The sequence below is a fragment of the Paenibacillus jilunlii genome, from assembly GCF_900102965.1.
Lineage (GTDB): Bacteria > Bacillota > Bacilli > Paenibacillales > Paenibacillaceae > Paenibacillus_AQ > Paenibacillus_AQ jilunlii.
Genome location: NZ_FNGM01000007.1, coordinates 69,434 through 82,811, shown reverse-complemented (window position 1 = coordinate 82,811; position 13,378 = coordinate 69,434). Strand labels below are relative to the sequence as shown.

The 13,378-nt window shown below is 51.9% G+C and carries 10 protein-coding genes; all 10 read left to right on the top strand.

The features are described 5' to 3' along the window. Window positions 1-40 precede the first annotated feature (40 nt). The 10 genes from BLQ82_RS13920 (at window position 41) to BLQ82_RS13875 (ending at window position 13,363) form a co-directional block, all read left to right on the top strand. Window positions 41-1,039 (top strand): substrate-binding domain-containing protein, encoded by a 999-nt coding sequence (locus BLQ82_RS13920; RefSeq protein ID WP_062527651.1) that lies wholly within the window; start codon window positions 41-43, stop codon window positions 1,037-1,039. After that, on the top strand, window positions 1,036-2,451 hold the full coding sequence (locus BLQ82_RS13915) for a sensor histidine kinase (RefSeq protein ID WP_062527654.1): 1,416 nt from the start codon (window positions 1,036-1,038) through the stop codon (window positions 2,449-2,451). The genes BLQ82_RS13920 and BLQ82_RS13915 overlap by 4 nt, the downstream gene beginning before the upstream one ends. Window positions 2,452-2,456: 5 nt before the next feature. Then, window positions 2,457-3,785, top strand: coding sequence for an AraC family transcriptional regulator (locus tag BLQ82_RS13910; RefSeq protein WP_062527656.1), 1,329 nt, complete (start codon window positions 2,457-2,459; stop codon window positions 3,783-3,785). A gap of 236 nt (window positions 3,786-4,021) precedes the next feature. Beyond that, window positions 4,022-5,440 (top strand): sugar porter family MFS transporter, encoded by a 1,419-nt coding sequence (locus BLQ82_RS13905; protein ID WP_062527658.1) that lies wholly within the window; start codon window positions 4,022-4,024, stop codon window positions 5,438-5,440. Window positions 5,441-5,505: 65 nt separating this feature from the next. Further along, complete coding sequence (locus BLQ82_RS13900; RefSeq protein WP_062527660.1) at window positions 5,506-5,727, top strand: hypothetical protein; 222 nt, start codon at window positions 5,506-5,508, stop codon at window positions 5,725-5,727. A 121-nt stretch (window positions 5,728-5,848) separates the two neighbouring features. Continuing rightward, window positions 5,849-8,140 (top strand): stalk domain-containing protein, encoded by a 2,292-nt coding sequence (locus BLQ82_RS13895; RefSeq protein ID WP_074648241.1) that lies wholly within the window; start codon window positions 5,849-5,851, stop codon window positions 8,138-8,140. Between the two features lie 159 nt (window positions 8,141-8,299). Further along, on the top strand, window positions 8,300-8,761 hold the full coding sequence (locus BLQ82_RS13890; protein ID WP_062527665.1) for a Fur family transcriptional regulator: 462 nt from the start codon (window positions 8,300-8,302) through the stop codon (window positions 8,759-8,761). A gap of 1 nt (window position 8,762) precedes the next feature. Beyond that, window positions 8,763-9,026, top strand: a complete 264-nt coding sequence (gene yidD / locus BLQ82_RS13885; protein WP_062527667.1) for a membrane protein insertion efficiency factor YidD — start codon at window positions 8,763-8,765, stop codon at window positions 9,024-9,026. A 347-nt stretch (window positions 9,027-9,373) separates the two neighbouring features. After that, entirely contained in the window at window positions 9,374-11,395 is a 2,022-nt protein-coding gene (gene metG / locus BLQ82_RS13880) for a methionine--tRNA ligase (RefSeq protein WP_062527669.1), read from the top strand. A 990-nt stretch (window positions 11,396-12,385) separates the two neighbouring features. Continuing rightward, complete coding sequence (locus BLQ82_RS13875; RefSeq protein WP_062527671.1) at window positions 12,386-13,363, top strand: metal ABC transporter solute-binding protein, Zn/Mn family; 978 nt, start codon at window positions 12,386-12,388, stop codon at window positions 13,361-13,363. The last annotated feature ends 15 nt before the right edge of the window (window positions 13,364-13,378 follow it).

The window sequence follows — 13,378 nt, the reverse complement described above, 5'->3', positions numbered from 1 at the left end:
TATACCAATCTTATAATAACCGGATAAAAGGAGCGCAGGCATGTCAAACCGTAAATGGATCTTTGCTCTTATCCCGCTCTTTCTGCTGTTCGCCTGGCTGCTGGCTCAATTCAGCCTGTCCTTTCTCCAGATTCACCGATTGGTCGGGCCGCTGAAGGCTGCTTCGCCGGGTGCCGTTGTGTCCGGTCCAAAGGTTGTGCTGATTTCACAGGAGCTGGACAACTATTTCTGGCGGTCTATTGAACAGGGTGCCCGCAAAGCTGCCGTCTCCTACGGCATGCGGCTGGATTATATCGGCCCGGACCGCATCAATCCGGCCGAGCAGATCAAGCTGCTAGATAAGACCATTGCCAGCAAACCTGACGCCATTCTAATTCAGGGCCTTAACAATCCGGATTACCGCCGGCTGATCGACAAGGCCGCGGGTCTTGGCATCCCGGTCATCACGGTGGATACAGATGAACCGGAATCCGAAAGGGTGGCTTATGTCGGAACGGATAATGAGCAGGCCGGGAGACAAATGGGAGAGCTTGTAGTGCAGGCGTCCGGTGAGCGGGGCGACATTGGAGTGCTGATCAGCAATGAGCAGGCCGAGAACCAGCGGCTTAGACTAGCTGGCTTCCGCTCTGTCATCGGACGCTATCCCGGACTTCAAATCTTGGAAATCCGATCTTCAGATATTTCGCGGCTTCAGGCTGCGCAGCAGGCGCAGAAGATGCTTATCCAGAGCCCGAATATTCGGTTCGTGGTCGGGTTCAGTTCCATGGATGGCCTGGGATTCCTGGAGGCCAAAGAGCGGATGGGTGTAACCGGACTGCATATTTTCGCCTTTGACGATATGAAAGAAACGGTGGATGCCATCCGCCAATCGAAGATCGAGTCGGCTGTCGTGCAGCAGCCTGTTGAGATGGGGGAGCAGGCCATTGAACAGCTCCATGATTATTTCAGCGGAAGCACCCCTCCCGCCGTGATGTATACCAAAACCTATGTAATCAAGAAGGAGTCTCTTAACCCGGATGCTGGAGGAGGTACGGAATGACGATTCGAGCCAAGCTGCTGATTGGCATCCCCCTCCTTGTGGTGCTGGCCAACACCATCGCTTTTTTTGTGTTCCAAAGTGGAAAGGTTGTTCAACGAAGTTACGATGAAATGCTGGGCCGGATCCTTCTTATCGAGCAAAGCACCGAATGGGCAGATACTAATCTTAAGCTTATGTATGCCTTTCTGCTCGATCCGCGAACAGATCAAGCGGAGATGAACGCTGCAGGCGGCCAGTTGGAGCGGCTGAGTGGGGAAATCAGACAGGAGGGCGGACAGACCGGCGTTTCGTTCACACTGGAGGATTACATGAGTCTGACCGCCAGCTTTCTTGATCAGAAGCAGGCCGCCATCAACGCTTCCGCCTCGGAAGACCCTCAGATCGCCTTTGAGCATTATGCGGAGGCTGAGAAGATCGCCGGTTACATCCGTGAGGAAGGTCAGCGGGTGGTGGATGCAGAGCTGGCATTTTACCGGCCGATCATCCAGGATGTCCGGGAAGAGAACGACCGGATGAACCGGCTGGGCGCAGCGTTGTTCGGGATGAACGCGCTTATGGGTGTGCTGCTCGCGGTCTGGGCCTCGCGCAGCATTACGGGGCCTGTCGGCAGACTGGTCGCTCTAGCCAAGCAAATCGCCACAGGAAATCTGGACATCGGCCCCCAGCCAAGCAGGGATGACGAACTCGGCATCCTCTCGAATGCTATCCAGCACATGTCGGCTGACCTCAGCGTTCTCATTGAACGGGACAAAAAGAGCCTGGAAATGCAGCGTCTTGTGAAGGAACTGGAGCTTCAGGCGCTCCAGAGCCAAATCAATCCCCATTTTTTGTTCAACACTCTTAATGTGCTCTCCAGACTGGCACTGCTGGAAGGAGCCGAAAGAACAAGCGATTTGATCGTCTCCATGTCGAATCTGCTTAGATACAGCCTGCAGAAGCTGGACAAGCCTGTTACGCTGCAGGATGAAATTGCCCATATCAAAGAATATGCCGCGATCCAGCAGGCGCGTTTTCGGGAACGCATCCGGTTTGAACTGGATTTTGATCCGTCCGTGTTGCAGGAGGAGATACCAGCTCTGACGCTTCAGCCGCTTGTCGAGAATGCTTTTCTGCACGGTGTAGCCAATATGGAGAGTGGAGCTGTTATCAGCCTCGTACTTCGGAGAATCAGCGGTGAAGTGTTGATAGAGATTTCGGACAACGGGGCCGGGATGCCTGAGGAGACTTTGCAGTCCATCTTGCGGCTGGAAGCCGGAGCCGAAAGCGGCAAGTCTACCGGACTCGGCACGCGGAATGTATTGAAACGGCTTGAACTGTTCTTCGGAGCGGAGGATTTGGTCCAAATCCACAGCAGGCTTGGTCAAGGAACAACGATAACCATTAGGATTCCTGCAAGAAAGGGAGGTGAGTAAAACTTATGTACAGGCTTCTGATTGCGGATGATGAGCCTCTGGAAAGAGAGGGGCTGGAATTCACCGTGGAGCGCTCCATGCCGGGGATATTCCGCTTTATCCATGCCGGCAACGGACGCAAGGCGATTGAATGCGCGGAGGAGCACCGTCCACATATCGTCATTCTGGACATCAATATGCCCGGAATCGGCGGACTGGAGGCGCTTCGCGAGCTGAAGGAGCGGCTGCCGGATACCCGGTTCATCCTTCTTACCGCCTATGATTATTTTGCTTATGCCCAGGAGGCGCTATCTCTGGGGGCGAAGGAATATATTTTGAAGCCTGCCAAACGTGAACAGATTATCGGCACGCTGAAAAGATTGATCTCCGAGATCGAGCGGGAGAAGCAGCTGCGCGCCGGGGAGCTGGAGCTTCGCCATAAAATATCCCAATTGATGCCTCTCGTTGAAAATGAGCTGGCATTGATCTTAATGGTTGACCAGACAGCGGATTCTACCGCACCCCAGCTGTCGGAGTGGCTGGATTTCCCGCTTGATCAGGGAAGCGCCATCGTTGTGGCTTTCGAGGGGCACCCCTCCTTGCAGGAGAAGAAGAAGATTTATGACCATTTCCGCAGCTTTGTCAAAATCTATAGCTCTGGCAGCATTGTAAGCTCCTTGATCGACCATCACCTCGTCATTTTTGTGCGGAAGCCTCTCTCCATGGGGGAGAACGACTGGCGTGAAAGGAATAAAGAGCTTGCCAGGCAGCTCTTCGAACTTGCCTGCAAGCAGACGGGAATTCAGGCTGCCGTCGGGATCGGATCGCTGCGAAAAGGTGAGGAGGGGTTCCGCGAGTCGTATTTCGAAGCGGTATTTGCCTCAACGCTGCAGGAACCTGGAGAAGCTTATTGTTACTTTGAAGAGCTGAAACGGATAGGCTTACCGAATGATACTGGGCCTATAAGCGCCGCTCCTCAGCAGTCCTATGTCATTTCGGCACTTCATCGGATTCGCGAGCAGCGGGAGGAGCAGACTTTGACAGTGCTGGGCAGGGCCAAAAAATATATCGAGGAGCGTTACACGGATGATCTTTCGCTGGAGGAGGTGGCCGATTACGTCCATTTGAATCCCCACTACTTCAGCAAAATCTTTAAACAGGAATACGGGGAAACGTTCATAGATTTCGTAACCCGGCTGCGGATTGACAAGGCCATCTCGCTTATTGGCGAAGGCCGGCTGAGCCTGAAGGAGGTCAGCTTTGAAGCGGGTTACAAGGACCCTAATTATTTTAGCCGGGTCTTCAAAAAGATAACCGGCGTTTCGCCCACCGAGTTCCGTGGGCAGCAGCAATAGTCCCTTGGAGTTCCATGCCGGGCCCCCGGCATGGATTTTTTTGAGTTATGCAGTCGAAAAAATACTAGTCTCGGTACTGCCCTCTTCCGTTCCCGGGTCAAGGTTAAGATAGTGCTTATAATCGCCTGTTTAGTGAAGACGATAGCCGGCTTCCGCAGGAAAAACGCGTGCTATACTTTTTCACAGGAACTATCTTGCTGGGTTGGAGATGGATATAGGGAAGGAGACTAACAGAAATGGCTATTGTTATCGATAAAGAGATCCCTCAGACGAATGCTCTTCAAATGGAGAAGCCCAATATGCTTTTTGTTACGCTGGTATCGATCGTTGCGGCGCTTGGAGGCATCTTGTTCGGCTTTGATATTGCGGTCGTCTCGGGGGCGGTCGGTCTGCTGCAGCAGCATTTTGCACTCAGCGAATTTCAAGTGGGATGGGCGGTATCCAGCTTGATTGTGGGAAGTGTAACAGGTGCTGCACTCTCAGGGTATATGAGTGAACGATTCGGAAGAAAGAAGGTGCTGTTCGCCGCTGCCATTCTGTTCATTGTTGGTTCGGTAGGCTCGGCGGTACAGGATACTTTTACCGGGTACATTATCGCCCGTATGATCGGCGGCATCGGCATTGGGATTACTTCCACGATCTGCCCTGTCTATAATGCGGAAATCGCGCCTGCCAAATACCGGGGACGTCTGGTTGCTCTGAACCAGCTGGCCATCGTTTCAGGCATATTCCTGGTTTACTTTTTGAATCTGTGGATTGTCGGCATGGGAGACGAAGCTTGGGATATTTCTACCGCCTGGCGCTGGATGTTCGGAGTGGGGGCTGTTCCGGGACTGCTGTTCATGCTCCTGATGCTGTTCATACCCGAAAGTCCCAGATGGCTCATCAAACGGAACCGGCCCTATGAAGCGCTGCCGATCCTGGTGAAAATCCATGGGGAAGAAGCCGCTAAGCAGGAAGTTCTCGACATCAAGGAGTCGTTCAACAATGAAAGCGATTCGTTCAAGCAATTGTTCACTCCCGGCATCCGGAGCGCACTCTTCATCGGTGTCATGCTCGCCGTAATGCAGCATATTACCGGTATCAACGCCATTTTGTACTATGCTCCCGAAATATTCAAAGGAATGGGACTCGGCACGGATGCTTCTCTGACACAGACCATCTGGATCGGACTGATCAATGTGCTGTTCACGATTATTTCGGTATGGCTCATTGACAAGGTGGGCAGGAAAGCGCTGCTTCTGACAGGAACCTCATTAATGACTCTCTGTCTGGCAATTATCGGAGCGGCTTTTAAAATGGACTTGACTACGGGTCCGCTCGTGCTGATCATGATTCTGATCTATGTCGCCTCGTTCGCTATATCGCTTGGACCGGTTGTATGGGTGATGCTGTCGGAGATCTTCCCGAACCGCATCCGGGGCAAAGCAGTCGCAATCGCTTCGATGGCCCTATGGGCAGGCGATTATCTGGTATCCCAGCTCTTCCCGCCATTACTGGGTTCGGCCGGTCCCGCTAATACCTTCTGGATTTTCGGGATTGCCTCTTTATTCTCTCTTCTGTTTATTTGGCGGGCCGTTCCTGAAACGAAGGGCAGATCGCTTGAGCAGATGGAGGCTATGTGGACGGGGAAAAGCTCTGAAGTCCATAACTGATCGCCAGATAAGCGATGCAAAATAATACGAGGATTCCCGGAAATGCACGAAAAGAGGCGCTTACCTTGTTCCCAATGGTAAGTGCCTCTTTTGTATGGACAAAACAAGAAAACCATGAGGATGAAATGGGCAATCCGGCGATAATAAGAACGGAAGAGCAAAAGGGAGTCAAGTACGTGTATGTTCTTGGTTTTGTGAAAAAATGGGATTACAATTTTGATCTTTTCTTAATATTTAATGAAACTTTTTGGGGTGTCATGCGTCTAATACTATGTTTTGTAAAATGAACGTGGCAAAAACCGCAGCGGCTGATCCGTTTGGATGCTGTGTTTTTGCGGGAATATAAGGCATGTACAGAGAGTCTTAATTTCCTTATATACTACAAATGGGAGCAGAAGGAGTCATACCATGAATTTGAAAAAACTATCTTTAGTTGCAATCCTGGCTATATCGCAGGTTGCAGCGGCAGTGCCGGCTTTTGCCGCCCCTGTAAGCACTACAACTATATCCGGCACAGTAGTTCAAGCAGCCGAGGCTACCCCGACGCCTGCGGCGACCCTAATGCCTGAATCAACTGATCCGCTGCCTCCTCTGGTATCACCGGGTAGTGCAACACCAACGCCTACACCGATACCAACACCAACACCGACACCGGTAACAACTTCCGTACCTAATGCGACACCGGTGCCGTCTAGTTCAGCACTGCCAGCTGTGACGGCAGATCCGGCAATAACTCCGCTCCCTGGAGCGTCAGCACTGCCTACTGAAACTCCGGGCGTGATTACACCGCTTGCCACCGGAGGCCAAATTATCCCTACTGCAGGACCGAACCAGCTCATCCTCATGATGAACAGCAACAAAATGTACATGAACGGCAACGCGTATTTGGCCAACCAGCCAATGGCCGTCAAAAATGGGGTGTCCTACGTTTCGATCCGTGCCATGGTGGATATGGTCAAGGTGAAATACACCTATGATAACAAAACAAAGGAAGTTATTGTGACCAAGGGCGACAGCGTCATGCGCTTTAAGACAAACAGCAAGATTTATACGGTTAACGGCAGCAAGGAGACCATGAAAGGGCCTGCGTATCAGTTCAAGGGCACGTTCATGATTCCTTTGACCTCGATTACCAAAGCACTTTCCTTAAAATATTCTGTAGATAATGTGGGGAAACGTGTCATTCTTGAACTAAACACAAAGCCAACGGCTTCCTTTATGGTACAGCCTGCAGAAATCTATGCCGGAGTAACACCGGTGACTTTTGTAACCCAATACTCATCTCCGAACGGCAGTGCAATCGCCCAAGAGGTGTGGAATGAAAATAAAAAAGACATGTACGATCAGCCGGGCTATTATACAATAACTTATACGGTCCAGGATGCATCCGGGCTATGGAGTGATCCGTATACCGCGACCATTCAAGTGCTCCAGCCGAACCAGCCGCCAGTGGCGAATTTCTCAACGGATAAAGATGAATACAAAATGGGTGAGCCGGTTACCCTTACCGATCTTAGTACGGATCCTGAAGGCGAAGAGCTGACGGTTGAGTGGACGAATCGCGCACTGGCTTATTTTAACCCGGGACCTGTTTCGCTTCAGCTCAAAGTAACAGACAAACACGGACTGAGCAGCACGTTCGAGAAAACCATCAATATTACAAGCGAACAACTGTATACCCAGGATGAGGTAGCGAAGCTGTTCACTGTTCCGGGAGACATTATTTCTATGGACGGCGGAATGATTCCGGGACTGCCTAACCTGACGTACAATATATCTTCCGAGCCTTATACGCTGATTCGCAGCAACAGTCCGGAAACGGTTAACGCCGAGGGCGTGCTGTACCGCGAAACTTCACTTGGCTCCACCCGTTTTCTGGTCCATCACATGAACAATATGTCTACCAGACAGAAGCTGTATGTTATTGCAACGAATCACAATCTGTATCCAACGACAATTACAACCCAGTATCTGGGGATTGCCGGTCCAGCCGTATCGCCGGAATATACAGGCAAAATTTCGATCCAAAAGTATTTTAATTCCATGCTTACTAACTCCAGCTATGGAACCATTACGCTTCAGCCGGGACAAAGTATTCCCATTATGACTGACGTGAGCAAAATCGCCATGAAGCCCGGAGAAGTGCTCTCGCTGAGCGCTGATCTGTTCAGTGATTTAGCGGTGCAGTATGATGTTGTGATGGTTGAGCAGAGTAAGGATCCGGTAGCGCTGCTGTCAACCCTTCCTCTGCTTGACCGTGATGGGGTGCACAACCGGGGAACTTACCCGGATTCGACCCGTATCATCAGTGTGTTCGATCAGGTTGGGGCTACACAATCGAAGCTGGTGCTTGGCGACAACAGCAATGACAAGAATCTGATTGGTACGGATCCGATGAGCGGAACAGAAGCATCGAACGCGGGTAACTTCGGTGCGCTCTACAAAATCAGACTAGAGAGTGTCGCAAAAAATACACTGATTACGTTCAATCCGCGCGGAGGCAATTATTTGGGCTCGCTGATGGTCAACGGTACGATTGTTAATCTGCCGAACAAAGGGAGCTTGACCAGCTCCGACATGAATGCAGTGGTCTACCGCTCGGGGAACTACGAGGGTCCGGTGGATATCGTATTCTCGGTAGCCTCCGGCAGCAATCTTCCGGTGAACTTTGTCTTCACACCGATTCCGGCTCCTAAATAAACCGGCCGTATCGGCAGCAGGCCCGGCAGCATTTTCCTATTGGGAATGGCTGCCGGGCCTTTTTGCAGCCGGAGCAGTGGAGCTTCATTGACGGGGCTTTGGTTTTGGGGCATTATAAAGAGAGTGCAAAACAAAGACCATGTTATGGGAGATGAGCGAATGCTGTCGACAGATCAAATACTGGAAGCCATGTCGGGGCAGGGACTGCGAATCACCGATCAGCGAAAAACGCTTGCCAAGCTATTCGGCGAGAATACGGGCTATTTATCCGCGAAGGATGTTTATGAGCATATGGGCCGCAAATACAGCGGACTCAGCTTCGATACTGTGTACCGCAATCTGCGGGTGATGGAGGAGCTGGGAGTTTTGGAGCAGGTGGTGTTTGAGGACGGGGTTAAGTTCAAAGGCAGCTGCAATCAGGACCATCACCATCACCATATGATTTGTCTTCAATGCATGAAGACTTACCCGATTAATTTCTGCCCGATGAATCTGACGGATACGCCCGACCAGTTCCGGGTGGTTAAGCATAAATTCGAGGTGTTCGGCTACTGTAAGGAATGTGAACAGAACCGTGAAGAAGAGACGGCCCTGGCGGTACACAGCAAAGAAGGCCACTGACATGAGTGCCGGACGCAGAGCAATTCAGGCGCCAATCCGTGTATACCGCAAGTATATCTCCCCTATCAAACCGGCAACCTGCCGCTTCTACCCCACGTGCTCAGCTTATGCCCTGGAGGCGATTGAAGTCCATGGTCCATTAAAAGGCTCGTGGCTTGCGGCCAAGCGGATCGCCAGATGCCATCCCTTCCATCCCGGAGGGCTTGATCCGGTGCCGCCGCGGGATGAACGGTTATCCGGGGATGAATCAGTCAAGCCAACTTGACATGAGACCTGCACATGGGTATATTTTGAATAATACGATGATTTCCAATGAACGGATAAGTAGATCAGGACGACCATTACAGAGAGCCGGAGGTGCTGGGAACCGGTATGGTACGCAGGTTGAATATGGTCCGGGAGGAACTGTAGGCGAGCGGCAGGCCGTGCAAGGGCGGATGCGTAAGGCTATGGCGTGATCCAGCGTTAATGGACAGTTCCCAGAAGGGAACTGGCGAAGCCTGTGCTCTGCGAGGAGCCGGGGAATTTTGGGTGGTATCGCGTGAGTAATCTCTCGCCCCATATCGGGGCGGGAGTTTTTTGTGTTTGCCAAGACGAAAGGATGACCAGGAAATGAGCGACAAGAAAACATTTTATCTGACAACCCCGATCTATTATCCCAGCGACAAGCTGCATATCGGGCATGCCTACTCGACGGTGGCGGGGGATGCTATGGCCCGCTACAAGCGGTTGCGCGGCTATGAGGTCCGTTATCTGACAGGTACTGATGAGCATGGGCAGAAGATTGAGGAGAAGGCAGCGAAGGCCGGCAAGACGCCGCAGGCGTTCGTCGACGACATCGTCGTGGGCATTAAGGAGCTGTGGCGCAAGCTGGACATCTCCAACGATGATTTCATCCGAACAACGGAGGAGCGCCACAAACAAGTGGTGGCGGATATTTTTGACCGGCTGCTGAAGCAGGGCGATATTTACAAAGGGGAATATGAAGGCTGGTACTGTATCTCGGATGAAACCTTTTACACAGAAACTCAATTGGTGGATATTGAGCGTGATGCGGACGGCAAAGTGATCGGGGGCAAAAGCCCGGATAGCGGTCATCCCGTCCAGCTGGTGAAGGAAGAAAGTTATTTCTTCCGGATGAGCAAATATGTGGACCGGCTGCTGGCGTATTATGAGGAGAACCCGGATTTTATTCAGCCGGAATCGCGCAAGAATGAGATGATCAACAATTTCATTAAGCCGGGGCTGGAGGATCTGGCCGTCTCCCGGACAACATTTGATTGGGGCGTCAAGGTCAAAGGCGATAACAAGCATGTGGTCTATGTATGGATCGATGCGCTGACCAATTATATTACGGCTCTGGGATATGGCTCCGGGGACCGCAGCCTGTACGATAAATTCTGGCCGGCGGATGTTCATCTCATGAGTAAGGAAATTGTGCGTTTCCATACGATTTATTGGCCGATCATTCTGATGGCGCTTGGCGAACCGCTGCCGAAGAAGGTGTTTGCGCATGGCTGGCTGCTGATGAAGGACGGCAAAATGTCCAAATCCAAGGGCAATGTGGTGGACCCTGTGACCCTGATCGACCGTTATGGTCTGGATGCGCTGCGCTACTACCTCCTGCGCGAGGTTCCGTTTGGATCGGACGGCACGTTTACTCCGGAGAGCTTCGTCGACCGCGTCAACTATGACCTCGCGAATGACCTTGGAAACCTGCTGAACCGCACCGGGGCAATGGTGGAAAAGTATTTTGCTGGTGTGCTTCCGGCTTACGAGGGCAATGTGACCGCTTTTGACGGTGAGCTTGAGGCAGCGGCTAAGAGCACATATGCCAAAGTGGAAGAAGCTATGGAAAAAATGGAGTTCTCTGTAGCGCTCACAGCGATTGGCGCGTTCATCAGCCGGACGAATAAATATATCGATGAGACACAGCCTTGGGTGCTCGCGAAGGACGAGAGCCGAAAGGGTGAACTGGCTTCTGTGATGAGACATCTCGTGGAAGGGCTGCGCACCGCATCAATCCTGCTGCAGCCGTTCCTGACCGAAGCACCGGCTAAAATCTGGCAGCAGCTCGGCATTGAGCCGGGTGAGCTGACTTCCTGGGACGGCGGTAAGACCTTCGGCCTGATTCCGGCCGGCACCAAGCTTGCGAAGGGCGATCCGATCTTCCCGCGCCTGGATGTGGCGCAGGAAGTGGCCTACATCGCCGAAGCGATGGGCGCCGGGAAACCGGCAGCAGCGGAGGCGGAGGCGGCTCCTGAAGCCGGAGCTGCACCAGCCGCAGCCGAGCCGGAGGAGGAGCACAAGGAAGAAATCGGCATCGACGATTTCGCCAAGGCCGAGCTGCGGGTGGCCCAGGTTATCGCGGCCGAACCGGTGAAGAAGGCGGACAAGCTGCTGAAGCTGCAGCTGGATCTCGGCTATGAGCAGCGCCAGGTGGTCTCTGGCATTGCCAAGTTCTACACACCGGAGGAGCTGGTGGGACGCAAGGTGATCTGCATTGTGAACCTGAAGCCGGTGAAGCTGCGCGGCGAACTGTCACAGGGCATGATCCTGGCCGCCTCCAAAGGCGACCAGCTGACCATTGCCACCGTGCCGGACAGCATGCCGAACGGCGCAATTGTGAAGTAGGCCGGGTGGATCCGGCATTGGCTTACAGAAAGGGACAACCTGCGGAAAATGGCGCAGTTGTCCCTTTTTTATTGCATGGGAAATTATGCAATATCATACCATGTGGATATCTTGGAAGCATCAGATGATATAAGAGGTGCGGGAGGAAGGGGCTTCATCAGCGGAATGAAGCGGACAGAGTGGACTGCGGACGAAGGATGAAGCGGACGAAGAGGACGAAGCGAACAGAGAAGCCTTTATTTTGCGAAAAAGTCTGCTTTTCTGGCGGAAGCGGACTCAGGAGGCGTTATATCGTTCAATGGAGCCTGGAATAAGAGGAAAAAGGACAAACAGCGGAATCTCAGTCCGGGTGTCTTGCGGGATGGACGAATCCTTCCTAATAACGGCTTTCCTGTCCGCAACAGCCGCAGATAGATCGTGAAAGGAGCGCATCGTGCCCGCAGAGGAACTCACAAGAAATCGCACGGTCAGCAATGTCCCATCACGCAAGGTGGGCGCAAGCGCCGAAGGCTGGTTGGCCTTTATCTTGGAGATTATTAAGTTGAGGGATCAGCCGGTCTAGATATCCTTATTCCAACGAGTGCCTGCAAACCGGCCTCTTCGCAAGCTTTAGTTGGAAAAAGGGGGCTTATTTCTCCCCATAATCAAGAATCATGAGATTTAAGTGGAAAAAGGAAACTTAATTGGGCCATATTCCCTCGGTAGGAGTGAAATGAGCTAAATTAGTGTACCTTTTTCCACCTAATCTGTGGAGAACAGGGTAGCCAAGCAAATTATTTACTCTTTTTCCACTTGGAGTTGCCGTAGAATTTATGGAGAGTTGTTCTCCAGGTAATGCTAGACTGAATCCAAGACGGCTGTACTGTCCAATGAAGGAAGGCGCAGCCGGTTGGTTCTTGATATGTTGTAAGTGGAAATGTTGACTTATCGTAACTATTACTATTATAATTCAAATAGTAAAATTTACGATTTGAGGAGTCGATCAATCAAATGTTAACCAAGAGCCTGCACAGGGGCGTGCTGCTTACGCTGACTTTGCTGGTATTTTTGCTGCTTGCAGCATGCGGTCCGAAGAGCAGCGGAAGTATCGTAGAAGGCAAAGTAAATGTGATTACTACTTTTTATCCCATATATGAATTTGCCAGCGAGATTGGCGGGGAGGATGTCCATGCCATCAATCTGCTGCCGGTAGGTGTTGAGCCGCATGATTGGACACCGCGCAGCCAGGATATTATCAATACCTCCAAAGCCCAGCTGTTCCTGTACAATGGAGCGGGGCTGGAAGGCTGGGTGCCAAATTTCCTGAAAAGCCTGGATGCCGACAGCGAAGCGAAAGCGGTCGAGGTCAGCAAAGGCGTTGATTATATCATGACTGACGAGGAAGATGGGCATGATCATGGAGGAGAAGGGGAAGAAGGGGAAGCAGAAGGCCACACGGACACTCTGCATACCGACCCTCACACCTGGGTAAGCCCCAAATCAGCGCTTATTATGGCTGAGAATATAAAAGAAAGCCTGCAGTCTGTAGACCCTGCGCATAAGGACGGCTACGAAGAGCGTTACAACAAGCTTGCCGAGCGTTTGAAGGCGCTGGACAGTAAATTTGCAACAGAGCTGGCCAAGCTGCCAAATCATGAAATTGTGGTATCCCATCAGGCTTTTGCTTATTTGGCCCGTGATTACGGGTTGACCCAGCATGCCATTATGGGACTGTCCGCCGATGCGGAACCGCGCAGCCAGGATCTGCTGAAGCTTGCCGACCTGGTGAAGAAGGAAGGCATCCGCTACATTTTTTTCGAAGAGCTGGTGTCTGACAAGCTGGCCAAAACTCTTGCGGCTGAAGCCGGTGTGTCCACTATGGTGCTTAATCCGGTAGAAGGGCTGACGGAAGCCCAGGAGAAGAATGGGGACAATTACTTCACCCTGATGGAGAAAAATTTGCAAAATCTGATTCTGGCCTTACAATAATAAGGAAAGAAGTAT

What these genes read in the sequence shown, in the direction of transcription:
- BLQ82_RS13920 (WP_062527651.1), top strand. Translation starts at nt 41, where the DNA reads ATGTCAAACCGTAAATGGATCTTTGCTCTTATCCCGCTCTTTCTGCTG.
- BLQ82_RS13915 (WP_062527654.1), top strand. Translation starts at nt 1,036, where the DNA reads ATGACGATTCGAGCCAAGCTGCTGATTGGCATCCCCCTCCTTGTGGTG.
- BLQ82_RS13910 (WP_062527656.1), top strand. Translation starts at nt 2,457, where the DNA reads ATGTACAGGCTTCTGATTGCGGATGATGAGCCTCTGGAAAGAGAGGGG.
- BLQ82_RS13905 (WP_062527658.1), top strand. Translation starts at nt 4,022, where the DNA reads ATGGCTATTGTTATCGATAAAGAGATCCCTCAGACGAATGCTCTTCAA.
- BLQ82_RS13895 (WP_074648241.1), top strand. Translation starts at nt 5,849, where the DNA reads ATGAATTTGAAAAAACTATCTTTAGTTGCAATCCTGGCTATATCGCAG.
- BLQ82_RS13890 (WP_062527665.1), top strand. Translation starts at nt 8,300, where the DNA reads ATGCTGTCGACAGATCAAATACTGGAAGCCATGTCGGGGCAGGGACTG.
- yidD (WP_062527667.1), top strand. Translation starts at nt 8,763, where the DNA reads ATGAGTGCCGGACGCAGAGCAATTCAGGCGCCAATCCGTGTATACCGC.
- metG (WP_062527669.1), top strand. Translation starts at nt 9,374, where the DNA reads ATGAGCGACAAGAAAACATTTTATCTGACAACCCCGATCTATTATCCC.
- BLQ82_RS13875 (WP_062527671.1), top strand. Translation starts at nt 12,386, where the DNA reads ATGTTAACCAAGAGCCTGCACAGGGGCGTGCTGCTTACGCTGACTTTG.